Annotated in this window: 24 protein-coding genes; 14 read left to right on the forward strand and 10 right to left on the reverse strand. The window is 71.1% G+C overall.

The annotated features are described in order from the left end of the window. Window positions 1–178 precede the first annotated feature (178 nt). The 3 genes from zigA to speG all read left to right on the forward strand — a co-directional run bounded on the left by zigA (window position 179) and on the right by speG (window position 2,320). Window positions 179–1,396, forward strand: coding sequence for a zinc metallochaperone GTPase ZigA (gene zigA, locus HNR00_RS00005; RefSeq protein ID WP_183562903.1), 1,218 nt, complete (start codon window positions 179–181; stop codon window positions 1,394–1,396). Then, on the forward strand, window positions 1,396–1,689 hold the full coding sequence (locus HNR00_RS00010; RefSeq protein WP_183564190.1) for a hypothetical protein: 294 nt from the start codon (window positions 1,396–1,398) through the stop codon (window positions 1,687–1,689). Before zigA ends, HNR00_RS00010 begins: the two co-directional genes overlap by 1 nt. A gap of 82 nt (window positions 1,690–1,771) precedes the next feature. After that, complete coding sequence (speG, locus tag HNR00_RS00015; protein ID WP_183562906.1) at window positions 1,772–2,320, forward strand: spermidine N1-acetyltransferase; 549 nt, start codon at window positions 1,772–1,774, stop codon at window positions 2,318–2,320. A 303-nt stretch (window positions 2,321–2,623) separates the two neighbouring features. Here speG and HNR00_RS00020 read toward each other — a convergent pair whose 3' ends face one another. Beyond that, the gene (locus tag HNR00_RS00020) at window positions 2,624–3,886 is read right to left on the reverse strand and encodes a hypothetical protein (RefSeq protein ID WP_183562909.1); all 1,263 of its coding nucleotides are present in this window, start codon (window positions 3,884–3,886) and stop codon (window positions 2,624–2,626) included. 487 nt (window positions 3,887–4,373) lie between these two features. On the opposite strand from HNR00_RS00020, the gene fabZ reads away from it, so the two are divergent. Genes fabZ through HNR00_RS00045 form a run of 5 tightly spaced genes read left to right on the forward strand, consistent with a single transcriptional unit; the run spans window position 4,374 to window position 8,158 of the window. After that, a complete protein-coding gene (gene fabZ, locus HNR00_RS00025; protein ID WP_183562912.1) occupies window positions 4,374–4,847 on the forward strand; it encodes a 3-hydroxyacyl-ACP dehydratase FabZ in 474 nt (157 codons plus the stop codon). Between the two features lie 5 nt (window positions 4,848–4,852). Next, complete coding sequence (gene lpxA, locus HNR00_RS00030) at window positions 4,853–5,659, forward strand: acyl-ACP--UDP-N-acetylglucosamine O-acyltransferase (RefSeq protein WP_183562915.1); 807 nt, start codon at window positions 4,853–4,855, stop codon at window positions 5,657–5,659. Window positions 5,660–5,661: 2 nt separating this feature from the next. Further along, window positions 5,662–6,510 carry an LpxI family protein gene (locus HNR00_RS00035; protein ID WP_183562918.1) on the forward strand — a complete coding sequence of 283 codons (849 nt, stop codon included), beginning with the start codon at window positions 5,662–5,664 and terminating at the stop codon, window positions 6,508–6,510. Next, window positions 6,507–7,670, forward strand: coding sequence for a lipid-A-disaccharide synthase (lpxB, locus tag HNR00_RS00040; RefSeq protein WP_183562921.1), 1,164 nt, complete (start codon window positions 6,507–6,509; stop codon window positions 7,668–7,670). The genes HNR00_RS00035 and lpxB overlap by 4 nt, the downstream gene beginning before the upstream one ends. 11 nt (window positions 7,671–7,681) lie before the next feature. Beyond that, window positions 7,682–8,158: a YaiI/YqxD family protein gene (locus HNR00_RS00045; protein ID WP_183562924.1), complete on the forward strand. Its 477-nt coding sequence runs from the start codon at window positions 7,682–7,684 to the stop codon at window positions 8,156–8,158. Window positions 8,159–8,200: 42 nt separating this feature from the next. Here HNR00_RS00045 and HNR00_RS00050 read toward each other — a convergent pair whose 3' ends face one another. The 4 genes from HNR00_RS00050 to HNR00_RS00065 all read right to left on the reverse strand — a co-directional run bounded on the left by HNR00_RS00050 (window position 8,201) and on the right by HNR00_RS00065 (window position 10,557). Then, window positions 8,201–8,689 (reverse strand): DUF1178 family protein, encoded by a 489-nt coding sequence (locus HNR00_RS00050; protein ID WP_183562927.1) that lies wholly within the window; start codon window positions 8,687–8,689, stop codon window positions 8,201–8,203. 64 nt (window positions 8,690–8,753) lie between these two features. Beyond that, complete coding sequence (locus tag HNR00_RS00055; protein WP_183562930.1) at window positions 8,754–9,590, reverse strand: carbon-nitrogen hydrolase family protein; 837 nt, start codon at window positions 9,588–9,590, stop codon at window positions 8,754–8,756. Between the two features lie 8 nt (window positions 9,591–9,598). Beyond that, a complete protein-coding gene (gene grxC, locus HNR00_RS00060; RefSeq protein WP_183562933.1) occupies window positions 9,599–9,856 on the reverse strand; it encodes a glutaredoxin 3 in 258 nt (85 codons plus the stop codon). 470 nt (window positions 9,857–10,326) lie between these two features. After that, window positions 10,327–10,557, reverse strand: a complete 231-nt coding sequence (locus HNR00_RS00065) for a hypothetical protein (RefSeq protein ID WP_183562936.1) — start codon at window positions 10,555–10,557, stop codon at window positions 10,327–10,329. Window positions 10,558–10,858: 301 nt separating this feature from the next. Here HNR00_RS00065 and HNR00_RS00070 point away from each other — a divergent pair, with 301 nt between their 5' ends. Further along, window positions 10,859–11,113 (forward strand): hypothetical protein, encoded by a 255-nt coding sequence (locus HNR00_RS00070; protein WP_183562939.1) that lies wholly within the window; start codon window positions 10,859–10,861, stop codon window positions 11,111–11,113. A gap of 123 nt (window positions 11,114–11,236) precedes the next feature. Here the strand turns inward: HNR00_RS00070 and HNR00_RS00075 are convergent, their stop codons facing one another. After that, complete coding sequence (locus HNR00_RS00075; protein WP_183562942.1) at window positions 11,237–11,860, reverse strand: DNA-3-methyladenine glycosylase family protein; 624 nt, start codon at window positions 11,858–11,860, stop codon at window positions 11,237–11,239. A gap of 299 nt (window positions 11,861–12,159) precedes the next feature. Here HNR00_RS00075 and HNR00_RS00080 point away from each other — a divergent pair, with 299 nt between their 5' ends. Continuing rightward, a complete protein-coding gene (locus HNR00_RS00080; protein ID WP_183562945.1) occupies window positions 12,160–13,857 on the forward strand; it encodes a methyl-accepting chemotaxis protein in 1,698 nt (565 codons plus the stop codon). Window positions 13,858–13,877: 20 nt separating this feature from the next. Here HNR00_RS00080 and HNR00_RS00085 read toward each other — a convergent pair whose 3' ends face one another. The 4 genes from HNR00_RS00085 to HNR00_RS00100 form a co-directional block, all read right to left on the reverse strand. After that, window positions 13,878–15,374, reverse strand: a complete 1,497-nt coding sequence (locus HNR00_RS00085) for a carboxypeptidase M32 (RefSeq protein ID WP_183562948.1) — start codon at window positions 15,372–15,374, stop codon at window positions 13,878–13,880. Window positions 15,375–15,589: 215 nt separating this feature from the next. Then, a complete protein-coding gene (locus tag HNR00_RS00090) occupies window positions 15,590–15,727 on the reverse strand; it encodes a hypothetical protein (protein ID WP_183562951.1) in 138 nt (45 codons plus the stop codon). 284 nt (window positions 15,728–16,011) lie between these two features. Further along, window positions 16,012–17,283, reverse strand: coding sequence for an NAD(P)/FAD-dependent oxidoreductase (locus HNR00_RS00095; protein ID WP_183562954.1), 1,272 nt, complete (start codon window positions 17,281–17,283; stop codon window positions 16,012–16,014). Next, the gene (locus HNR00_RS00100; protein WP_183562957.1) at window positions 17,280–17,606 is read right to left on the reverse strand and encodes a c-type cytochrome; all 327 of its coding nucleotides are present in this window, start codon (window positions 17,604–17,606) and stop codon (window positions 17,280–17,282) included. Before HNR00_RS00100 ends, HNR00_RS00095 begins: the two co-directional genes overlap by 4 nt. Window positions 17,607–18,127: 521 nt before the next feature. On the opposite strand from HNR00_RS00100, the gene HNR00_RS00105 reads away from it, so the two are divergent. The 4 genes from HNR00_RS00105 to HNR00_RS00120 all read left to right on the forward strand — a co-directional run bounded on the left by HNR00_RS00105 (window position 18,128) and on the right by HNR00_RS00120 (window position 24,377). Beyond that, window positions 18,128–18,427: a hypothetical protein gene (locus tag HNR00_RS00105; protein WP_183562960.1), complete on the forward strand. Its 300-nt coding sequence runs from the start codon at window positions 18,128–18,130 to the stop codon at window positions 18,425–18,427. Window positions 18,428–18,496: 69 nt separating this feature from the next. Continuing rightward, on the forward strand, window positions 18,497–20,215 hold the full coding sequence (locus HNR00_RS00110; protein WP_183562963.1) for an NAD(P)H-dependent oxidoreductase subunit E: 1,719 nt from the start codon (window positions 18,497–18,499) through the stop codon (window positions 20,213–20,215). Window positions 20,216–20,279: 64 nt separating this feature from the next. Beyond that, entirely contained in the window at window positions 20,280–23,249 is a 2,970-nt protein-coding gene (fdhF, locus tag HNR00_RS00115) for a formate dehydrogenase subunit alpha (protein WP_183562966.1), read from the forward strand. Window positions 23,250–23,702: 453 nt separating this feature from the next. Continuing rightward, window positions 23,703–24,377 (forward strand): hypothetical protein, encoded by a 675-nt coding sequence (locus HNR00_RS00120; protein WP_183562969.1) that lies wholly within the window; start codon window positions 23,703–23,705, stop codon window positions 24,375–24,377. Window positions 24,378–24,503: the final 126 nt, after the last annotated feature.

Genomic DNA, 24,503 nt, shown 5'->3' on the forward strand with positions numbered 1-24,503 from the left:
CGCCCTCATGCGGCGCCTCATCGTCATCGCAAACGCGCGCCTGCGCGACGCCTTCGCCGAAAAACGACAGGTCGCCACGAACTGAGTTGATGACGCAGGCGCGTCGATGGTCGGCCGACGAAGGCTTGACGGAGCAGGCAAATGCAACGTTATAAAGTTTCAAACTGAAGGAGTTCCGATGCCGTCCACCGATGCCCGTCTTCCCGTCACCGTGCTGTCCGGCTTCCTCGGCGCGGGCAAGACGACGCTGCTCAACCACGTGCTCAACAACCGCGAGGGCCGCCGCGTCGCGGTGATCGTCAACGACATAAGCGAGGTGAACATCGACGCCGACCTGCTGCGGGCCGGCGGCGCGAACCTGTCGCGCACCGACGAGCGGCTGGTGGAGATGACCAACGGCTGCATCTGCTGCACGCTGCGCGACGACCTGCTCGCCGAGGTGCGCCGCCTCGCGACTGAGCGCCGGTTCGACTACCTGCTGATCGAGGGAACCGGCATCGCCGAGCCGCTGCCCGTCGCCTCGACCTTCTCGTTCCGCGACGAGGCCGGCCATGCGCTCGCCGACGTCGCCCGGCTCGACACGATGGTCACCGTGGTCGATGCCGTGAATCTCCTGCGGGACTACGGCTCCAACGAATTTTTGAGGGACCGCGGCGAGACCGCGGGTGCCGAGGACACCCGCACCCTGGTCGATCTCTTGGTCGAGCAGATCGAGTTCGCCGACGTGGTGGTGATCAACAAGGCCGGCGACGTGAGCCCCGAACAGCTCGACCTCGTCCGCTCGGTGGTGCGCGGGCTGAATGCCGACGCCCGCATCGTCGAGGCCTCGCACGGGCGCGTGCCTCCGGAAAAAATCCTCGAGACCGGCCTGTTCGACGAGGAGAAGGCGCAGGAGCATCCGCTCTGGTTCAAGGAACTCTACGGCGCCCACACGCACGTGCCGGAGACCGAGGAATACGGGATCGGGTCCTTCGTCTACCGGGCGCGCCGGCCGTTCGACCCACAAAAGTTCCAGGCCTTCGTGAACGCGACTTGGCCGGGGCTGATCCGGGCCAAGGGCCATTTCTGGCTCGCCACCCGGCCCGACTGGGTCGGCGAGTTCTCGCTGGCCGGCGCGGTGGCGCATGTCGGCGCCATGGGCTTCTGGTGGGCGGCGGTGCCGCGCCGCCGCTGGCCGGAGGAAGAGGTGTTCCGCGAGCGGCTGCATTCGGTCTGGAGCGACAATTGGGGCGACCGGCGCCAGGAACTCGTCTTCATCGGCCGCGACATGGACCGGGCGGCGATTCAAGCCGCGCTCGATGCCTGCCTCGTCGGCGCGGAGGCGGCGCGGTTCGAGCCGGAGGCGTTCCGCCACCTGCCCGACCCGTTCCCGGCATGGCGCCGGGCGGCGGCCTGATGGGCTTCGTCACTCTCCGCGATTGGCGCGCCCGCTCGGCGGCGCTGGCGCAGAGCGCCGCGCGCGCCAAGGCACTGATCGCCCCGGCGCTTGGGCTCACCGAGGCCGACGCGCTTTCGGTCAACGAGATCGTCTGCCACGATCCCGCCTGCCCCGGCGCCGAGACGGTGGTGCTGGTGATGCGCGCGGGCGAGCCGACGCGGGCGTTGCGCCTCCCCTGCGGGCTCGATGCGGTGACGGGGGCCGAGGCGGCGGCGCTGGCGGTGGAGGAGGCCGCGTTGCGCGGCGTTTGAGAGCCGGCTTTCATCATTCCGTCGTGACGGCCGTGGGAGTAGGCCATGGGGCAACGTCACAGCCTCACGGCCCGAGACCGCCATGACCATCAAGCTGAGACCGCTGGAGCGCGAGGACCTCCTCTTCGTGCATCAGCTCAACAACAACGACAGCATCATGCGCTATTGGTTCGAGGAGGCCTACGAGTCCTTCGCCGAGCTGGCGCAGCTCTACGAGCGCAACATCCACAACCAGACCGAGCGTCGTTTCATCATCGCCACCGAGCGTGGAGAGCCCGCCGGCATGGTCGAGCTGGTGGAGATCAACCACCTGCACCGCCGCTGCGAATTCCAGATCGCGATCCACCCCGACCATCAGGGGAAGGGCTACGCCAAGCGCGCCACCCGCATCGCCATCGACTACGCGTTCAAGGTGCTCAACATCCACAAGCTGTACCTGCACGTGGACAAGGACAACAAGCGCGCCGCCGGCATCTACGAAAGTTGCGGCTTCCGCCCCGAGGGCATCCTCCGGGACGAGTTTTTTGTGAATGGCCGCTATCGGGATGCGGTTAGGATGTGCCTGTTCCAGCCGCATTACCTCGCCGAGCGCGGCGCGGGCGAGGTGGCCGAGCCGGTGCTGAAGACCTGATTTTTTTCACATAGGCTTCGACCACCCTCCCCGTCATTGCGAGGTGGAGCCGAAGCAATCCAGCCCTTCGCATTATCCGAAAGAGGCGCTCACGGAGCCGTTTCGTCGGCGCGGTCTCGCCTTCCCTTGAGAGGTCGCGCTCTGGATTGCTTCGGCTCCGCCTCGCAATGACGGCGTGAAGCGGAAATGGAAGCGCAGGTTCGGAAAAACGAAAACGGCCCCTACCCGAAGCGGGTGAGAGCCGAATTCTCCGGGCTTCGAAGCCGCGCCCCTTCGCGAGGTGCGCGGCTCCAAAGGTGAGCCTTACCGGCCGCCCATACCCTCGCGGCCACCGGCGCCGCCGCGGCCGGACTCCATGCCGCCCGAGGCGCCGCCCTTCATGCCGCCGGCCTCGCCGCCGCGCATGTTGCCGCCGCCCATCGAGCCGCGGTCGGCGCCGCCCTTGTCGGAGGCGTTGCGGACGGTGTCACCGCCCTCGCCACCGCGCATGCCGGCATTGCGCATGCCGTCGCGCTCCGTGCCCTTGTTGTCCTTGCCGTCGCGCATGCCGCGGTCGTTCATGGCCTTGTCGCCGCCCATGCGCTCGCCGCGGGTCCGGTCGCCGCGCATCTCGTTGCGCTGCGAATCGCGGGTCTCGGTGCGACTGGCGTTGCGGACATCCGTGCGGCTGGAGCGGCTCTCGCTGAAGCCGACGCCGACCGCGCCGCCGCGGCGCTCGGTGGTCGAGACCGTGGTGGAGAGGCGGCGGTACTCCGGCGAGCCGTAGACGACGCGCTGGCCGCGGATCGTCACGATGCGGCGCCCCTCGCCGACGCTGACGAGGCGGCGGTATTCCGGCGAACCGTAGATCACGCGCTCGCCGCGTATGGTGACGTAGCGGCGGCTCTCGCCTCCGGTGCCGACCAGACGGCGGTATTCCGGCGAGCCGTAGATCACCCGCTGGCCGCGGATCGTGACGTAGCGGCGCGGGCCGGAGCTGGTGCGCTCGGTGACGATCAGGCGGCGGTACTCGGGCGAGCCGTAGACGACGCGCTGGCCGCCGATGAACACGAACCGACCCTCGCGGCGGAAGCCGCCGTCGACCGTGGTCGAGCGTATGTCGGTGCGGCTGCCGACGCGGGTCCGGTCGCTTTCGCGGAAGCTCGAACGCTCGTTGCGGTCGCCGCGCATCCGCTCGCTGCGGTCACCGCGGTCGCCCCGCTCGGCGGTGTCGCGGTCGCGTCCGGCGCGGCCGTCCATGCCCCGCTCGCCGCGGCCGTCGCGGGCCATGTCGCCCTTCGTGTCAGCGTTCATGCCAGCCTTGGCGCCCTTGCCCTCGGCCTTGTCCATGTCGCCGCCGCGGCCGGCCATATCGCCCTTCGTGTCGCCCCGATCGGCCTTCATGCCAGCACCGCCGCGCTCACCGCCCATGCTGTCGCCGCCGCCGCGGGACTGCATGCCGCCCGAGGAACCGCCGCGCTCCGCGCCGGACTGCATGCCGCCGCGCTCCGCGCCACCCGCCGCCCCTTGAGCGTAGACCGAAGTGCTCATCAGCAGAGCGGCAAGACCTATGGCAACCGTTCTCATCGGCGTAACCTCCATATTTCGAAAGACGCACTGAAACGCAGCAGATATCGAAACGGTTCGCTAAAAAACGTGGCGGATGTGGAAGGATTTTCGCCATCTGTCTCTCTTGGTCCGCACTGAAGAGAGCTTGGCCATGAGCGCGCGAGGCCTTGGTGCGGGCCGCGATAACTGGCGACGCGCGCAAAGCGTTCCGCGCGAATGCAGACGTTGCGGCAGCAGAGCGACCCCCCTCGGCGCAGACGGCCGGCGCGGTCGCGCGAAGCCGCGTCGGCGGCCTCGCGCCGCGAGAGTTCGCGGGGCGGGCGCCGGCGATGGCGGCAAGCCGGAAACCGAAGCGAAAGCGTCGAGCGATTGCCCGGCCAATCGGCCCAAACGTCTTGCATCCGCCCGATTTTCTGCCGAAGAGGCCGCATTCCACCGGACAGGGTCACCGGAACGGGGCGGCACAAGCCGCGCCGCATGCGTCGAGCGGGGAGCGTTGGGACCGATGAGCGAAGAGCCGCGGGAGCTGGGATCGGCCGATATCCAGAAGGTTCTGGAATTGCTGCCCCACCGCTACCCGTTCCTGATGATCGACAAGATCATCGAGATCGATCGCGACGAGAGCTGCATCGGCATCAAGAACGTCACCGCCAACGAGCCGCAGTTCACCGGGCACTTTCCCGGCATGCCGGTGTTTCCGGGCGTGCTGCTGATCGAGGCCATGGCCCAGACCGCAGGGGCGATCTGCTGCCGCCACGTCATCGGCGACCGGGCGGCGGAGCTGAAGACCAAGCAGGTCTTCTTCATGACCATCGACAAGTGCAAGTTCCGCAAGCCCGTCGTCCCCGGCGATCAGGTGCGGCTGCACATGACCAAGATGAAGCAGCGCAAGACGATGTGGTGGTTTCGCGGCGAGGCCCGCGTCGAGGGCACCCTCGTCGCCGAGGCCGAGATCGGCGCCATGCTGGTGACGGAGTGAGCCCCTTGCGCGACGGTATCCACGAGAGCAGCGTGATCGAGGACGGCGCCCGCCTCGGCGAGGGCGTGCGGATCGGCCCGTTCTGCCATGTCGGCCCCGAGGTGACGCTGGGCGACGGCTGCGAACTCATCAGCCACGTGGTCGTGGCCGGCCGGACCACGGTCGGGGCCCGTACGAAAATCTACCCCTTCGCCTCGATCGGCCATCCGCCGCAGGACCTGAAATATCGCGGCGAGCCCTCGACGCTCACGGTCGGCGCCGATTGCCTGATCCGCGAGGGCGTGACCATGAACCCCGGCACCGCGGGCGGCGGGCTGGAGACGGTCGTGGGCAACCACTGCGCGTTCCTGGCCAACAGCCATGTCGGGCACGATTGCCGCGTCGGCGACCACGTGATCTTCTCCAACAACGTCATGCTCGCCGGCCATTGCACGGTCGGCAACTACGCGATCCTGGGCGGGGGCGCGGCGGTGATCCAGTTCGCCCGCGTCGGCGACCATGCCTTCGTCGGCGGCCTGTCGGGACTGGAGAACGACTGCATCCCCTACGGCATGGTGCTCGGCAACCGCGCCTATCTCTCGGGCCTCAACATCATCGGCCTGCAGCGCCGCGGCTTTTCCCGCGAGGACATCCATGCGCTGCGCCGCGCCTACCGCCTGCTCTTCGCGCAGGAGGGCACGCTGATGGAGCGGGTCGAGGACGTGGCCGCCGAGTTCGACACCCACCCGGCGATCCACGAGATCCTCTCCTTCATCCGCGAGGGCGGCAAGCGCTCGATCTGCACGCCGCGCCCCGTCGCCGCGGCCATCTAGCGGTGAGCGGAACCGCCCGGCCGCTCGCGCTGGTGGCCGGGGCGGGCCGCCTGCCCGAACTCGTGGCCGACTCGCTGGAGCGGGCGGGCCGGCCGTTCCGGGTGCTGGCCGTGCGCGGCTTCACCGAGCGGGCGATGCGGGCTCGCGCCGACGCGACCGTCGATCTCCTCGACATCCCCGGTACGCTGCGCATCCTGAAGGACTGGGCGCCCGAGGCCGTGGTGCCCGCGGGCGGCGTCGCCCGCCCGAGCCCGGCGGCGCTCCTCAACGCCGCCCACGCCGTGAAGAACCGCGACATTCTGCGGGGGCTGGCCGGCGGCGACGACCGGCTGCTGCGCGCCGTGCTGGCGCTGCTCGAAGAGAACGGCCACCGGGTGCTCGGCGTGCACGAGGTCGCCCCCGACCTGCTCGGGCGGCCCGGCCGCCTCGGCCGCCACGTGCCGGACAAGGAGGCCACGCTCTCGATCGCCACCGGCCGCGCCATGCTCGGCGCGCTGAGTCCGTTCGATGTCGGGCAGGCGGCGGTGGTCGCCGCCGAGCGCGTGATCGCGGTCGAGGGGCCGGAGGGCACCGACCGGATGCTGATCCGCGCCCGCGCGCTCGGCCGCAAGCCGTTCGGCTACGGCAACGCCCCCAAGGGCACGGTGCTGGTGAAGCTGCCCAAGCTCGGTCAGGACCTGCGCATCGACCTGCCGGCGATCGGCCCGCGCACGGTCCACCGCGCGGCGGCCGCGGGCTGTGCCGGCATCGCCATCGGCGCCGGCTACACCCTGGTGATCGATACGGAGCAGACCGTGGCGGCAGCGGACGCGGCCGGGCTCTTCCTGATCGGCCTGGAGGTCGCGCCGTGAGCCAGCACCAAAAGATCTGGCTGGTGGCGGGCGAGGATTCCGGCGACCAGCTCGGCGCCAAGCTGATCCGGGCGCTGCGCGCCCTCTCGCCCCAGCCGCCGACGCTCGGCGGCGTCGGCGGCGAGGCCATGGCGGCGGAGGGTTTTTCGTCGCTCTTCCCCATCGATGACGTGGCGGTGATGGGCTACCTGCCGGTTCTCGCCCGCGCCCGCACGCTGCTGCGGCGCATCCGCGAGACCGCGGACGACGTGGTCGCGGCCGGTCCCGACGTGCTCGTCATCATCGACAGCCCCGGCTTCACCCACGCGGTCGCGACCCGCGTGCGCAAGCGCCTGCCCGATCTGCCGATCGTCGATTACGTCTCGCCGAGCGTCTGGGCGTGGCGGCCGTGGCGGGCCAAGGGCATGGTGCCGTTCATCGACCACGTGCTCGCCCTCCTCCCCTTCGAGCCGGAGGCGCATCGGCGCCTGGGCGGCCCGCCCTGCACTTACGTCGGCCATCCGCTGATCGAGCGGCTTGCCGAGTTGCGCCCCTCCCCCGAGGAGCAGGCGGTCCGCGAGGGCCGCCCGCCGGTGCTCGCGGTGCTGCCGGGCTCGCGCCGCTCCGAGATCGAGCGGCTGATGCCGGTCTTCGGCCGCGCGCTCTCGGAACTGACCAAGCGCGTCGGCCCGTTCGAGATCGAATTGCCGGCCGTCAGCCGTCACAGGGCGCTGATCGAGCGCCTCGCGGTCGCCTGGGAGCGTCATCCGCGCATCGTCCACGGTGAGGCCGCGAAGTACGCGACCTTCCGCCGGGCCCGCGCGGCGCTGGCGGCCTCGGGCACCGTCACCCTCGAACTCGCGCTGTCGGGCGTGCCGATGGTGGTGGCCTACAAGGTCTCGCGGGTCGAGGAAGTCATCGCCCGCCGCCTGATCCAGGTGCCGACCATCGTGCTCCCGAACCTGATCCTGTCCGAGAACGCCATGCCGGAATTCGTGCAGGCCGATTGCACGCCGGAGCGGCTGGCCGACACCCTGGCCCCGCTGATGGCCGGCGGCCCCGCCCGCCGGGCCCAGCTCGACGCGCTGGCCCGCATCGACGGCAGGATGCGGCTGGCAAACGACGAGGAGCCGAGCCGCGCGGCGGCCCGCATCGTCCTCTCGGCCCGGCGGGCGGCATGAGTGCCCCTGACATGAGTGCACCCGACCCGATCCGCATCTACGTCGATGCCGACGCCTGCCCGGTCAAGGACGAGGTGTTTCGCGTCGCCGGCCGCTACGGGCTCCACGTGTACGTCGTCTCGAACAGCTTCCTCAACCTGCCGCGCGAGCCCTGGATCGAGCGCGTCGTCGTCGGCGACACGTTCGACGCCGCCGACGATTGGATCGCCGAGCGGGCGAGCCCCGGTGCCGTCGTCATCACCGCGGACGTGCCGCTGGCGAGCCGCTGCGTGAAGGCCGGCGCCACGGCCCTGAGCCCCACCGGAAAGGCCTTCACCGACGCGTCCGTCGGCATGGCGCTGGCCACCCGCAACCTGATGCAGGAATTGCGCGAGGCCGGCGCCGTCACCGGAGGACCGAAGCCGTTCTCGAAGAGCGACCGCTCGGCATTTCTCGGCGCGCTCGACCGGGCGATCGTGCGGCTGCGGCGCGAGCGGGGGATGCGGTAGCGGAGCGTCGCGCCGATCGGCCGGCGACGGTCAAAAGACGAATCAGTGCCGGTCGTCCGGGGCCGGCGGCAGGGGCATGACCTCGATGCCCTCCTCCGCCAGCTCCCGCGCCTCGTGCGCCGTTGCTTCGCCGTAGATCGGGCGGCTGTCCGCGTCGCCGTAATGGATCGCCCGCGCCTCCTCGGCGAAGCGGTCGCCGACATGCTCGGCGGTCGAGACCACGTGCTCGCGCACCGCCTTGAGCAGGGCGCGCAGCCGTCGCTCCGGCTCGGCGATCATCGGCACGGGAGCGGTGGGCGGAGGGCCTGGGACCGCGGGAAGGCCGGCCGAGGCGGGCGGCTCGGCGGCGGGACGGCGCTCCCGGTCGGTGCGGGCCACGGCCGGAGCCATCGGTGCCTTGGTGATCTTCGCCGAGTCGCAGACCGGGCAGGTCACGAACCCGCGGGCCGTCTGCTCGTCGTAGGCCGAGCCCGAGGGGAACCAGCTCTCGAAGCCGTGGCCGGAATCGCAGACGAGGGTGAAGCGGATCATGGTGACAGGAGCCTCGGGCCCCGGCGCGGAAGGCCGGGTCCGCGGGCGAGACGTGACAAAGAAATCAGACCCGGCGCACGTCGAAGGGGCGGGCGTGGGACAGGGTGGGGATGCGGGCGCGGGCGTCCGCGACGCGGGCGAGGTCGATCTCGGCGAGGATGATGCCCGGCGCGTCGCCCTCGGCCTCGGCGAGGATGCGGCCCCAGGGATCGACGATGAGCGAGTGCCCGAAAGTCTCGCGCCCGTCCTCGTGCCGCCCGCCCTGCGCCGCCGAGATCATGAACGAGCCGGTCTCGATGGCGCGAGCCCGCTGCAGGATGTGCCAGTGCGCCTCGCCGGTCTGGCGGGTGAAGCAGGCGGGCGCCGTCAGCACCGTGGCCCCGGCCTCGGCCAGCGCCCGGTAGAGCGCGGGAAAGCGCAGATCGTAGCAGATGGTGATGCCGAAGGCCGCGAGCGGCGTTTCGGCCACCACCGCGCAGGCCCCGCCCGAATAGGTCGCCGATTCGCGCCAGCTCTCGCCGTTGGGCAGATCGACGTCGTAGAGGTGCAGCTTGTCGTACGACGCGCGGATCTCGCCGTCCGTGCCGATCAGGAAGGCCCGGTTGGCGATCTTCTCGCCCTCGCGGATCGCCAGCGAGCCGATCTGCAGGACGATTCTGTCCGCCCGCGCGACCTCGCGCAAGGTGGCGAGCGTGGCGTCGGAATCCTGCGGGCCGACATGGGCGAACAGGGCGTCGCGGTCGCGCTCGATCAGCGAGGTGGTCTCGGGCGTCTGGACGTAGGCGGCGCCCGCCGCGGCCGCCTCGCGCACGGCCGTCACCGCGGCCTCACGGTTGGCGGCCGGATCGCGCCCGCCGCGCATCTGCACGCAGGCGGCGACGAACTTCGACGCGTCGCTCATCGTGGCGCTCATGCGGCCAGCAGCGGGTCGAGCCCGCCCGCGCGGTCGAGGGCGTAGAGATCGTCGCAGCCGCCGACATGGCGCTCGCCGACGAAGATCTGCGGCACGCTGGTGCGCCCGCCGGCCCGCTGGACCATCGCGGTCCGCGCGCCCGCCGTCTTCTCGACGTCGATCTCGGTGAAGGCCACGCCCTTGTCGCGCAGCAGGCTCTTGGCCGCCGAGCAATAGGGGCACCAGGCCGTGGTGTAGATCGTGACCGGCTGCATGGTCGCTCGCGCGCCCGAGGAAGGGGGAGCAGCCGATATAGGTGAGGGGGGCCGATCTTCCTACTGCGCCGAAGACACAGCGAGGGCGAACGCAGCGCCTTCGGGCGCCATGCCGAAGCACGCTGAGGGGAGAGGCACCGTCCTTCCGGGGCCGCGGAGCGGAATCCGGACCCGAAGGGCGCGCCGGAGGCGTGCAGCCCACCCTCCCGCGCCCCGGAACGGCGTTGGTGGGAGGCCGGCAGCCGTTCCCCGCCGCCGGCCGGATCGTCGAGCCATATCCGACCCGATCGCATCGGGCCGGCGGCTCTTGCTCCCTGTTCTGCCGCGCATTCGCACGACGAACCGGTTTCCGCCGCGTCGGAATGCGCTTCGGAGAATCGTCCCGGCTCCCGAATCCCGGACGACTCTCTGAGTCTTCGTGCCGCATCGGATTTTTCCGATAAGCCGGCACCCGCCTTTCGGGCCGATGCCTAACCCGGCACCTTCTTGACTGCCTGAGGCTTTGGGGTAGCGGCGTTCGCGACTTCGGCCGGGCGTGCGGTGTCCTGCACCGCCCCGGAGAGGGCGACGGCGTGGAGCGCCAGCACGGGCACGAAGACGAGCGCCATCATCAGCGCCACGACGAGACCCGCCGGGCGGCTGCGCTTGTGGCGGGCCGCGCGGGTGCGGGCACGCCGGGTGGTTACGGTGGAGTCAGTCATGGCTCACCTCCGGTCGGACCAGCCGCCAAAGGCCGGTCGCGGGGCGAGCCAGATCGGGACGATCAGGCGCGGATCACGCGGGCGGCCAGAGGCGGCGTGGTCGATCGACTACTGTCGTCGGGCATGGGGTTCGGTCGTTCCTGTGGAACCGGGCAGTGGATTCCGAGGATGGTCTCACGGCACACTGCACGGATAACGCGCCGATGCCCGACTCGTTCGCCGTCGTCAAGCGCGGGCGGGACACGGTCCCCTTGCAATCGACGCAATGCGAACGGAAACGCGCCGGCCGCATTGTGGGAGCATGGCCTCTTCTCCCATCGTCTGGTCCCAGGCCCGCTCGGCGGGCGTGCCGATGCAGCGCTTCACCGGCCATGTCGGCACGGTCGAGGTCGGGATCGTCGAGTACGACGGCTCGAACCGGCTGTGGACGTGGTGGAGCCCGCTCGCGGAAGCCGCCTGGGGCCACGGGCAGGACGCCGAGGGCGCGCAGCGCGGGTTCGAGGCGTGGCTGCGCGGCTGGCTGGAGAATTTCCGGCCGTTTTTCGAGCACGCGTGAGACGGCTCATACCAAGTTGCACGGACCATGACCGATGGTCCTGTTCCGTGCGTCCGGCGGACGGCCGCCGCCGCGCAGTCGCGCGGGCAATCGGCGATGAGTCATGATCATCGCCGATTGGTCTCAGGCCGCCTCGATGGCCGGGGCGGCGGCGTCGCGGGCACGCCAGAGGTATCGCGCGAGGATCGAGCGGTAGGGCGCGAAGCGGGCGGCGACCGCCGTGGTGTCGTTCCGCTCCGTGAGCCGGCGCAGCACGCCCACCGCCGCCACGTCGCCCGCGGGCCAGATGTCGGGATCGAGGAAGTGGAAGATGCCGACCATGTCGGCGGTCCAGGGCCCGACGCCGCGGATGCCGCACAGCACGGCCGCGCGCTCCCCATGCGGCAACAGGCCGAGATCGGCCCCGAGCAGGCCCCGTGCCTCGGCCTCGCGCACGGCATGGAGCGCCCGCACCTTGTTGGCCGATACGCCGCATCCGCGCAGAACCGCCTCGGTGCCCGGCACGAACAGGTCGCGGGGTGCTCCCCCCTGCGCCTGCGCGGCGGCCTCGATCCGCGACCAGATCGCGAAGGCCGCCTTGGTCGAGAGCTGCTGGTTGACGATCTCGACGAAGAGCCGTTCGGCCACCCCGGCATGGACCGGCGGTTCGATCGCGACCGGGCCGATGCGGGCGATCGCCGCGTGCAGGGGCGCGCTCGTCGCCTCGGCTTCGGTCAGGAGCCGGCGATAGACCTCGGGATCGAGCATGGATGCGTCCCGAGCCGACGACGTCCGAGCAGATGCGTCCAATTCCGTCCACATCTCTCGCCTCCCGCTCGTATCGGCGCTGCATATTCGCAAATGATGTTTTCAAGCTCACACAACATTTGTTGTTTTTATCGCGCGAGGCGAGCGGGTTGCCATCGCAAATGCCTGATGGATCCGACGCTCTACGATGCGGCGTCGAAAACGATCACGTGCTGTTAACTCCAATTGATCACTTATCCGTGATCCGCCCCGGTTCAGGGCGCCGCGCGGATCGCTGCAACGCCCCTCGATGGCCGATCATGAGCTGGTTCCTCGATCTCCGCCTGCTCGGAAAACTGGCCATTCCGGCGGCGCTTGCCGCGCTCGTCGCCATCGGCATCGTCGTCATGGCGCGCGGCAACATCGCGACGCTCGCCGACGTCGCGCGGGAGGTCGTGGACGTGCGCGGCGCCCGGGCTGTCGGCGCGCTTCAGGTGGCCGCCGCCACGGACGAGGCGGTCATCGCCGAGAAGAACATCATCATCGAGACCGACGAGGCGGTGATGGCGGTCCAGCACGAGCGCTTCCGGACCTCCCGTCGCAAGGCCGAGACCGCGATGGATCACCTCGTCGAGCTGGCCGACTCGCCGGAGCGGCGGGCGGTGCTGGTCGGCATCCGGGAGCAGCTCGCCGCCGTGTTCGCTGCTGCCGAGCGCTCGGTCGCGCTCGGTTTGCGTCATCGGCGCGAGGAGGCGACCCACGTCTCCTACGACGAGGTCCGACCGGCCCGGATGAAGCTGAACCAAGCGATCGAAGGCCGGATCGAGGCCAACCTGCACGATCTCGACCGCGCCCGCGACGCGGCGACGGCGCTCGCCGCGTCGGCCTCCGCGACGATGACGGCGGTCGCGGCCCTCGGCCTCGTCCTCGCCTTCGGCCTGCTCGGGCTGATCGTCGTGGCGGGCGTGACACGGCCGATGGGCCGGCTGGTCGCCGTGCTTCAGCGCATGGCGCAGGGCGCGATCGACACCGACATCGCCGAGGCGCGCCGCGGCGACGAGATCGGCGCGGTCGGCCGCGCGGTCGAGGGCATCAAGGCGATGGTGGCGCAAAAGGCCGCCGAGCAGGCCGAGATGAAGCGGATCGCCGACGCGGCCGCCGCCCAGGAGCGCCGCCGCACCATGATCGAACTCGCCGACGGCTTCGAGCGGACCATCGGCAGCGTGGTCGGCATGGTCTCGGCCTCGGCCACCGAGTTGCAGGCCACCGCCTCGTCGATGACGGCGACCGCCACCGAGACCGCCGCGCAATCGACGGCGGTCGCGGCCGCCGCGGAGGAGGCCGCCTCCAACGTCGGCACGGTCGCGGCAGCGGCGGAGGAACTCGGCGCCTCGGTCCACGAGATCGGGCGGCAGGTCGGCAGCTCGGCGGACATCGCGCAGGTCGCCGTCGGCGAGGCGGACCAGAGCGCGGTGCTGGTGAACGAACTCAGCCAGGCGGCCGCCCGGATCGGCGACGTGATCAGCCTGATCTCCTCGATCGCGGCGCAGACCAACCTGCTCGCGCTCAACGCCACCATCGAGGCGGCACGGGCCGGCGAGGCGGGGCGCGGCTTCGCCGTGGTCGCGGCGGAGGTGAAGGAACTCGCCTCGCAGACCGCGCGGGCGACCGACGAGATCGCGGGGCAGATCGCCCGCATCCAGGGGGCGACGGGTCAGGCCGTCACCGCGATCGGCGGCATCACGGGGCGCATCCGCGAGATCAACGCGGTGACGACGACCATCGCCGCCGCGGTCGAGGAGCAGGGCGCGGCGACCCAGGAGATCGTGCGCAACGTGAGCCAGGCCGCGGCCGGGGCCGGCGAGGTGACGAGCAACGTCGCGGGCGTCGCCCAGGCCTCCGAGGAGACCGGCGCGGCCGCGGCGCAGGTACTCGCCTCCGCCGCCGAGCTGTCGCGCCAGTCGGAGCATCTCAATGCCGAGGTGACGCGATTCCTGTCGGAGGTGCGGGCGGCCTGACGCCCGGTCGGGATGCGCCCTCACGCTTCCCCGAGATACCGCCGCCGCAGGTGCGCCAGGAAATCGACCGTCCCGAGCGGGCGGCCGGTGGCGGCGATCAGCAGGTCGTCGGTCTCCATCAGGCTGGCGCGGGCGTGGACGTGCTCGCGCAGCCAGCCGAGCAACGGTGAAAAATCGCCGCGCGCGAGGCCGGGCCGGATGTCCGGCACCGCGGCGCAGGCGGCGGCGAAGAGCTGGGCGGCGGCGAGCGCGCCGAGCGTGTAGGTCGGGAAGTAGCCGAAGCTGCCGCCGGGCCAGTGGATGTCCTGCAGGCAGCCGAGGCGGTCGCTCGGCACGGCGAGGCCCAGAAGCTCCTTCATCCCGGCGTCGAAGGCGCCCGGCAGGTCGGCCACCGCGAGGTCGCCCGCGATCATCGCGGTCTCCAGGCGGTAGCGCAGCAGGACATGGGCCGGATAGGTCACCTCGTCGGCATCGACCCGGATGAAGCCGGGCTCGACCCGCGTGTAGAGCCGGTGCAGGTTCTCGGAGGTCCAGGCCGGGCCTTGCCCGCCGAAGGCCTCGCGCAGGACGGGCGCGAGATACGCGCAAAATTCCGGACCGCGGCAGGCCTGCATCTCGATCAGCAGCGACTGGCTCTCGTGCAGGCTCATGCCGCGGGCGAGCCCGACCGGCTGGTGGCGCCACGCGGCCGGGCGGCCCTGCTCGTAGAGGGCGTGGCCGGTCTCGTGCAGCACGCCCATCAGGGCGCCGGTCGCGCTCGCCTCGTCGTAGCGGGTGGTGATGCGCACGTCGTCGGTCGCCCCGCCGCAGAACGGGTGCAGGCTGACGTCGAGCCGCCCGCGCGAGAAGTCGAAGCCGGCGGCCCGCATCAGCGCGAGGCCGAGTTCTCGCTGGGTCGCGACGGGAAAGGGGCCGGGCAGCTTCAGGGGCGAGGCCTCGGCGGCCTGCCGCTCGCGCACCTCGACGACCAGATCGGGCAGGACGGCGCGCAACTCCGCGAACAGCGGATCGATGCGGGCCCGGCGCATGCCCGGATCGTAGCCGTCGAGCAGGGCGTCGTAGGGCGAGAGCGCGAGTACCGCGCCCTTGGCCTCGCCGACGAGCCGCTGGAGCCGCAGCACCTCCGTCAGATGCGGGCGCAGCTTGGCGAAATCGGACTCGGCGCGGGCCTCGCGCCAGACCATCTCGCAGCGGGTCGCGGCCTTCGAGGCCGCGGCGACGAGGTCGCCCGGCACGGCGGCCGCATGGACATAGGCCCGGCGCATCTCGCGCAGGTTCGCCCGCTCCCACCCGCCGAGGTTTTCCGCATCGCCCTCCGCGGCGTCGAGCCGTTCGAGGGTGCGCGGATCGGTCAGGATCTCGTGGGAGAGCACCTTGAGCACCGCCATCTGTTCGGCCCGGGTGTCGGCGGCGCCGTCCGGCATCTGGGTCTGGGTGTCCCAGCCGAGGATGCCGCCGGCATCGTCGAGCGCGCCGAGACGAGCGAAGGTCGCCGCGAGGGTGGTGTAGGCCTGCATTGGGCTTCCCCGTGATGTCGCCGGGGCCGGTCTAAAGCATCGGCCCGAGCGACGGCAGCCGGCTTTCGGAAAAAAGCCGATGCTTCGGAGGCAGGCGGCGGTGCGAGGCGATCGGGCGATGACCGCCTACGGGGCGCGCACGATCCTCCCGCCGGATCCCGTCGCCGCTGGCGTCGAGCGCCCGCGTTCCGGAAGCGCGCCGCGATGCCGAATCGTCAGCGGCTCAGAACCCTCACCTTGTTCGGCTCCGGCTTGACGATCTGCACGATCTTCCGGTTTCGAAACTCGTCGGATTCGAGGTAGCTCTTGAGCACGTCGGCCAGATCGTTGCCGATATGAGCTTTGGTGTGCACGAGGATTTCCTCGGTCGATGGCTCGCGGCCGAGCAGGATCCTGAAACAGGCCGCGATATCGGAAAACGTTGCCTTCACACTGGCCCCCTCTGCATGCGCGGCGGCATCAAAAGCAGATTTCGCACCAATCCCAAATGGCCGTGCGTCTCAAAAATCGCGACGATCCGATCGGCGGTTCGGATTCGACCTCGGCGAGGCCACGACGCCCCGTCCGCGGATCCGTCCGGACGACGGCGCCTCGTGCCGCAGCGCGACACGGCCGTCCTGCGAACGGGATCGCGGCCTCAGCCGAACAATTGCCGCGTCATGCCGGCGAACCACGCCCGTCCCAGGTCCGCCTCCCGTGCCCGGAGCGCCGGGCTCGCGTCCTCCGGGCTGAGACCGTCCGAGCCCGGGACGGTCACGAGCCGGTCCCATTCGGGCCGGTAGACCCCGGCGATGGAGAAGCCGTAATCCGGCGCGGCGAGGCTGTAGCAGACGTTGATCAGCTTCGGCTCGGGCGGGGCGCGGCCGGCCAGCAGGTCCGCCACCGCCCCGGCGCAGACCTGGGCCTGCGCGAAGGCCGAGAAGGCCGATTTCGGCATCGCCCCGGCCGCCGCGGCGTCGCCGATGACGTGGATTCCCGGCCGAAGGGCGGATTCGAAGGTGATCGGATCGACCGGACACCAGTCGCCGGCGTTGGCCAGCCCGGCCTCGATGCAGAGCCGCGGTGCCGTCTGGGGCGGGACGACGTTGATCACCGCGGGCCGGAACAGCCCGGCCTCCGCCCTCAGCGTCCGGGCGGCGGCATCGACCGAGTCCAGCCGGCCGCCCTTCCCGAGCGGCACCCACTCGATGTGGTCGGGATAGAGCGCGGTCCAGGCGGCCTGGAACAGGGGCTGCTTGGAGAAGCTGTCCTTGGCGTCGAGGACGATCACCTTCGAGCGCGGCTTCCTCGTCTTCAGGACATGCGCGATCAGGCCGGCCCGCTCGTAGGGGCCGGGCGGGCAGCGATAGGGCAGAGCCGGCACCGTTAGCACGACGAGGCCGCCGTCCTCCATCGCCGCGATCTGGCGGGCCAGCAGGGCGGTCTGCGCGCCCGCCTTCCAGGCATGGGGGATCGTGGCGCTCGCCGCCGCGTCGTAGCCCGGGATCGCGTCGAACCGCAGGCCGATGCCGGCGGAGACGACGAGCCGGTCGTAGGCGAGGCTTTGGCCGCCCGCGAGCCCGATCCGGCGCGCGTCCGCATCGATGGCGGTCACCGTGTCGTGGACGACCGTCACGCCCGCCCGCCGCACGCCGTCGTAGCCGAAGGTGATCGCCGACATCGGCATGAGCCCGGCGATGACCGCGTTGCTCGACGGGCAGGTGGCGTAGAGCGTCGAGGGTTCGATCAGCGTCGCGGCGATCCCGCTCCGGACCAGGGCGCGGGCGGCCGCGGTGCCGCCGAAGCCGCCGCCGACGACGATCACCCGGGGCGCGGCACGGGCCAGGGCCGGTGCGGCCAGGGCTCGCGTGGACAGCGAGGCGGCCGTCAGGCCGGCGAGGAGCCCGCGCCGGGTGGGGCCCGCGCTCACCGGGCCGCCTCCTCCGGTTCGGGATCTCGGCCGAGCGCGCGCGCGAGGGCGCGGGCCTCGTCTGCGGAAAATCCCCTGGCGATGCGCGGCATCACCGTGCCGGCCCGCGCGCCGGAGCGGTAGGCCGCCAGCGCCTCCTCGATCGCCCGCGCCGACAGCGATCCGAGATCGGCGAAGGCGCCGTCCGTCTCGGGGCCATGGCAGGCGCGGCAGGACGCGGCGCCGGGCGGCGCCGGCTCGGCCCGGCCGGCGCCCGAACTCGCCGCGAGAACGAGCCGGGCGGCGCAGGCGGCGCCCCCCGCCGGAAAGGGCGGCCGGCTCATCGGCCCGCGCCGTTGCGGCTCGGGGCCGCCGGTCCCCGCGAGGCGTCGCGCGTAATAAAGTGCATCGCTCCCGACCGTCGGCCGGGTTCGAGGCGTGCCGCGAACGCGGGCTGCGCCCTCATGCGGGCGCAGGACGATGCGTCGGGATCGTCGCCGGCCGGCACCACGCGTCTCATGAACCTCTCCTCCGGACGCGTGCGAAGATCGTCCCCGCCGCGGGCGAAAGCGAGGCCGCGCGGCCATCGACCGCGGCGCTCCGCACGAACGCGCGCCGATGGCCGGGATCGCGCGCGAAGGGAGGCGAGGCGCACGACGCCCGGGCGCGCCGGGCGGCATCGACCACGTGCGGCCGGGCGGGCCCAAGGCATCGCGGCACGCTGATGGGGTATGTCCTACGCGCAGTTTGAGATAATGATAATTCGACATATGACCTGCATTATATCGCTCTTCGACGGTCGCGGTTGGTCAGGGGTATACGAGGTCGGCATGCGTAGCTTTCCCATCGCGGACACCGGACAGGCATGACCACGGATGCCCGCCGTCTCGCGGCCGCCGTCACGGATGCCTACGCCGCGCAAGCCAAGCCGCCGCTCACGCAGGAGCTGCTCGCAAAGGTTCGCGAGACGCTCGAGTGGGCCGTCGAGTCCGGTGCGGGCGCCGATAGCCTGGAGCGGCTGAACGCCGCCCTCGACGCGTTCGAGACGGATCTCGACGCCGTCGTCGGTCCCCGGGTCGCCTCGCTCGACGAGGCGTCGGGGACGGTCGCGATGCGGTCGCGCTCCGAGGCCGGGCAGCCGCTGCGTGCCTTCGGCGGCCAGTAGCGCCCTTCGACCGCCTTTCGGCACCCTCCCGTCCGTTCGCATCTCCGAAGCTGGAACACAGGTCGCGCCATGAGTGAGGATACGGGGACTGTCCGGCGCTTCGCGCATCCGGGCCGTGGCCGCAACGTCGCCCGCGCCGTGCCGAAGGGCCGTCAGGTCGATCCGCAGGCCAAGGTCGAGATCGAGGAATTGCTCGGCGCCCGCTCGCGCCAGCGCGACCTGCTGATCGAGCACCTGCACCTGATCCAGGACACCTACGGCCAGATCGGCGCCGACCATCTCGCCGCGCTCGCCGACGAGATGAGTCTCGCCTTCGCCGAGGTGTTCGAGACCGCGACCTTCTACGCGCATTTCGACGTGGTGAAGGAGGGCGAGGCCGACATCCCGCGCCTGACCGTTCGGGTCTGCGACAGCATCACCTGCGCGATGTTCGGCGCCGACGAACTGATCGAGACGCTGCAGCGCGAACTCGCCTCCGACACGGTGCGCGTCGTGCGCGCCCCCTGCGTCGGCCTGTGCGACCACGCGCCCGCGGTCGAGGTCGGCCACAACTTCCTGCACAAGGCTGACCTCGCCTCCGTCCGTGCCGCGGTCGAGGCCGAGGATACCCACGCCCACATCCCCGACTACATCGATTACGACGCCTACCGGGCCGGCGGCGGCTACGCCCTGCTGGAGCGGCTTCGCTCGGGCGAAATGCCGGTCGACGACGTGCTGAAGGTGCTCGACGACGGCGGCCTGCGAGGCTTGGGCGGCGCCGGCTTCCCGACGGGGCGCAAGTGGCGCTCCGTGCGCGGCGAGCCGGGTCCGCGGCTGATGGCGGTCAACGGCGACGAGGGCGAGCCCGGCACCTTCAAGGACCAGCTCTACCTCAACACCGACCCGCACCGCTTCCTCGAGGGCATGCTGATCGGCGCCCACGTGGTCGAGGCCGCGGAGGTCTACATCTACCTGCGCGACGAGTACCCGATCTCCCGCGAGATCCTGACCCGCGAGATCGCCAAGCTCCCGGAAGGCGGCACCCGCATCCATCTGCGCCGGGGCGCGGGCGCCTATATCTGTGGCGAGGAATCCTCGCTGATCGAGTCGCTGGAGGGCAAGCGCGGCCTGCCGCGGCACAAGCCGCCCTTCCCGTTCCAGGTCGGCCTGTTCAACCGCCCGACGCTGATCAACAACGTCGAGACCCTGTTCTGGGTGCGCGACCTGATCGAGCGCGGCGCCGAGTGGTGGAAGAGCCACGGCCGCAACGGCCGCGTGGGCCTGCGCTCCTACTCGGTCTCGGGCCGGGTGAAGGAGCCGGGCGTCAAGCTGGCGCCCGCGGGCCTCTCGATCCAGGAACTGATCGACGAGTATTGCGGCGGCATGTCGGAGGGCCACAGCTTCGCGGCCTACCTGCCGGGCGGCGCCTCGGGCGGCATCCTGCCGGCTTCCATGAACGACATCCCGCTCGATTTCGGCACGCTGGAGAAATACGGCTGCTTCATCGGCTCGGCCGCGGTCGTGATCCTGTCCGACCGGGACGATGTGCGCGGTGCCGCGTTGAACCTCATGAAGTTCTTCGAGGACGAATCCTGCGGCCAGTGCACGCCCTGCCGCTCGGGCACCCAGAAGGCCCGGATGCTGATGGAGAACGGCATCTGGGATACCGAGCTTCTCGGCGAGCTGGCGCAGTGCATGCGCGACGCCTCGATCTGCGGTCTCGGTCAGGCGGCCTCGAACCCCGTCAGCTCCGTGATCAAGTATTTTCCGGATCTCTTCCCGGAGCCGCGGGCCGTGGCGGCCGAGTGACGCCCGATCCGACGCCCACACCGACACTGACTCACCTCAAGAAGCCAGAGCCTGGAGCGGACGCATGAGCAACGGCCCCGAACCGCGCGGCGACAAGACCGGGCGGCCCGAGATCCGCGCCAACGGCCGGCAGGATGCCGGCGGCCCGGCAAACGGCGCGCAAGCCGCCACCGGCGGCGCCTATTCGCAGGGCGCCAAGGCCGGCGGCCAGGCCGCGCCGGAGCCCACGGGCACCTACGGCATCAAGGACCGCCCGACCGCGCCCGCGACCATCGCGTTCGAGCTGGACGGACAGCAGGTCGAGGCGCGGCCCGGCGAGACGATCTGGGCCGTCGCCAAGCGGCTCGGCACGCATATCCCGCATCTCTGCCACAAGCCCGAGCCCGGCTACCGCCCGGACGGCAATTGCCGCGCCTGCATGGTCGAGATCGAGGGTGAGCGCGTGCTCGCCGCCTCGTGCAAGCGCACGCCCGCCATCGGCATGAAGGTGAAGTCGGCCACCGAGCGCGCCACCAAGGCCCGCGCGATGGTGCTGGAACTGCTGGTCGCCGACCAGCCCGAGCGCGCGACCTCGCACGACCCGTCGTCGCATTTCTGGGTCCAGGCCGACGTTCTCGACGTGTCCGAGAGCCGCTTCCCGGCCTCCGAGCGCTGGACGAGCGACGTCAGCCACCCGGCGATGAGCGTCAACCTCGACGCCTGCATCCAGTGCAACCTCTGCGTCCGCGCCTGCCGCGAGGTCCAGGTCAACGACGTGATCGGCATGGCCTACCGCTCGGCCGACGCCAAGGTCGTGTTCGACTTCGACGATCCCATGGGCGCCTCGACCTGCGTCGCCTGCGGCGAGTGCGTCCAGGCCTGCCCGACCGGCGCCCTGATGCCCTCGGCCTATCTCGACGCGAACCAGACCCGCACCGTCTACCCCGACCGCGAGGTGAAGTCGCTCTGCCCCTATTGCGGCGTCGGCTGCCAGATCTCCTACAAGGTCAAGGACGAGAAGATCGTCTACGCCGAGGGCGTGAACGGCCCGGCCAACCAGAACCGGCTCTGCGTCAAGGGCCGGTTCGGCTTCGACTACGTGCACCACCCCCACCGCCTGACGGCGCCGCTGATCCGCCTGGACAACGTGCCCAAGGACGCCAACGATCAGATCGATCCGGCCAATCCCTGGACCCACTTCCGCGAGGCGACCTGGGAGGAGGCGCTCGACCGCGCCGCCGGCGGCCTCAAGCGCATCCGCGACACCAACGGGCGCAAGGCGCTCGCGGGCTTCGGCTCGGCCAAGGGCTCGAACGAGGAGGCCTACCTCTTCCAGAAGCTCGTGCGCCTCGGCTTCGGCACCAACAACGTCGACCATTGCACGCGGCTGTGCCACGCCTCGTCGGTCGCCGCCCTCATGGAGGGCCTGAATTCCGGCGCCGTCACCGCGCCGTTCTCGGCGGCCCTCGACGCCGAGGTGATCGTCGTGATCGGCGCCAACCCGACCGTGAACCACCCGGTCGCCGCGACCTTCCTCAAGAACGCGGTGAAGCAGCACGGCGCCAAGCTGATCATCATGGACCCGCGGCGCCAGACGCTGTCGCGCCACGCCTACCGGCACCTCGCCTTCCGCCCCGGCTCGGACGTGGCGATGCTCAACGCGATGCTGAACGTCATCGTCGAGGAAGGTCTCTACGACGAGCAGTACATCGCCGGCTACACCGAGAACTTCGAGGCGCTGAGGGAGAAGATCGTCGACTTCACGCCGGAGAAGATGGCGCCGGTCTGCGGCATCGACGCCGAGACCCTGCGCGAGGTCGCGCGCCTCTACGCCCGGGCCAAGTCCTCGCTCATCTTCTGGGGCATGGGCGTCAGCCAGCACGTCCACGGCACCGACAACTCGCGCTGCCTGATCGCGCTCGCCCTGATCACCGGCCAGATCGGCAGGCCGGGCACCGGCCTGCACCCCTTGCGCGGCCAGAACAACGTCCAGGGCGCCTCCGACGCCGGCCTGATCCCGATGGTCTATCCGGACTATCAGTCGGTCGAGAAGTCGGCCGTGCGCGAGCTGTTCGAGGAATTCTGGGGCCAGTCCCTGGACCCGCAGAAGGGCCTCACCGTCGTCGAGATCATGCGCGCGATCCACGCGGGCGAGATCAAGGGCATGTTCGTCGAGGGCGAGAACCCGGCGATGTCCGACCCCGACCTCAACCACGCCCGCCACGCTTTGGCGATGCTCGACCACCTCGTGGTGCAGGACCTGTTCCTGACCGAGACCGCCTTCCACGCCGACGTGGTGCTGCCGGCCTCGGCCTTTGCCGAGAAGGCCGGTACCTTCACCAACACGGATCGACGCGTGCAGATCGCCCAGCCGGTGGTCGCCCCCCCCGGCGACGCGCGCCAGGATTGGTGGATCATCCAGGAACTGGCCAAGCGGCTCGGCCTCGACTGGACCTATACCGGCCCGGCCGACATCTTCGCCGAGATGGCGCAGGTGATGCCGTCGCTCAACAACATCACCTGGGAGCGCCTGGAGCGCGAGGGGGCGGTGACCTATCCGGTCGATGCCCCGGACCAGCCCGGCAACGAGATCATCTTCTACGCCGGCTTCCCCACCGAGAGCGGGCGCGCAAAGATCGTCCCGGCGGCGATCGTGCCGCCGGACGAGGTGCCGGACGCCGAGTTCCCGATGGTGCTCTCGACGGGCCGCGTGCTGGAGCATTGGCACACCGGCTCGATGACCCGGCGCGCGGGCGTGCTCGACGCGCTGGAGCCCGAGGCGGTGGCGTTCATGGCGCCGAAGGAGCTCTACCGCCTGGGTCTGCGTCCGGGCGGCGCGATGCGGCTGGAGACGCGCCGCGGCGCCGTCGAGCTGAAGGTCCGCTCCGACCGCGACGTGCCGGCGGGCATGATCTTCATGCCCTTCTGCTACGCCGAGGCCGCCGCCAACCTCCTGACCAACCCGGCCCTCGACCCGCTCGGCAAGATCCCCGAGTTCAAGTTCTGCGCGGCGCGCGTGGCGCCCGTGGAGCCCGCGTCGATCGCGGCGGAATAGTAGCGCCCCGCTCGAAGCCGGCGGCCCGCCTCGGCGCGCCGCCGGCGTCGCAAGAACGGTCCGTCCTCCCGCAGGCCGTCGCCCCCGCCGGCCGGGCCGGTACGGCCCGCAAGGATTCGCCTCGCCCCCTGTCGGGCGGACGCGCTCGCCCCGGCGCCGCCGCGCGGGGCCTGCCGCGGCACGGCTCCGCGCCGGACGCCCCGTCACCTGCCGTTCCCCGCTCCGGGGCCGTCGAGCCGTTCGAGGCACGCACGCGACCGTGTCGTGGCCCGCTGCAACCGTTTCCGGCTCGGGACGTTTCGGGGGCGCAGCATGGGCGGGGCGCAGCTTGGGCCGCCCCCTCGGCGATCACGGTTTCGCCGCGACGCGCAGACATTCTCCCACGGCTCGACCGGGCCCGCCCTCGGCCCTCGGCCCCGGACGAGCGACGACACAGCTGAAGGCAGACGATCCATGACGACATCCGCGCGCCTCTTCCTGGCCGCCTCCCTCGTCGGAGCGGGCTTGGCCGCCGCCTCCCTCGTGAGCGCCCCCGCGCTCGGGCAGAAGGCGGACGCCGCCGGGCCCAAGGCTCCCGAGAAGGCCTTCCCCGCGGAGAAGGCCGCGGACGCGCCGAAGCCGGTCGCCCTGACGCAGGCCCAGATCGACGGCGTGCTCGCCGCCCAGCCCGAATTGGCCAGGATCGACGGCGGCTCCGCCGACAAGCCCGACCCAAAGGCCGAGGCCAAGGCGCAGGAGGCGGCCGAGGCCATCGTGAAGCGCAACGGATTCGCCAGCCTCGACGCGTTCCAGGACGCCAGCGAGAGCATCGATGCGGTGCTGGAGGGGATCGACCCCGAGACCAAGACCTATGTCGGCGTGACGCCGCTGCTCAAGAAGCAGCTCGCCGCGGTCGAGGCCGACAAGACCCTGCCGGCCAAGGACAAGGCGGCGGCGGTCAAGGAGCTGAAGGGCGCCATCGCCTCGGGCGAGCCGGGCGGCAAGCCGCCGGAGGGCAACATCGCCCTCGTGACCCAGAACTACGACAAGCTCAACGCGGCGCTCGGCCCGGACGTCGGCGACGACAAGGAGGCCGGCAAGGCGGCGCCCGCGCAGGATTCCTCGGGGAAGGCCGCCGGGAAGAAGTGAGGCTCGCGCTGCGAGCACGCGCCTCTCCTCCCCCTTGCGGGGAGGAGCCGGAGGTGGGGGTGGTTCAGGATCGAGCGCGGCGGTGCCTCCTGCCCGACCCCCACCCCTGACCCCTCCCCGCAAGGC

Source organism: Methylorubrum rhodinum (assembly GCF_014199935.1).
GTDB classification, from domain to species: Bacteria; Pseudomonadota; Alphaproteobacteria; order Rhizobiales; family Beijerinckiaceae; genus Methylobacterium; species Methylobacterium rhodinum.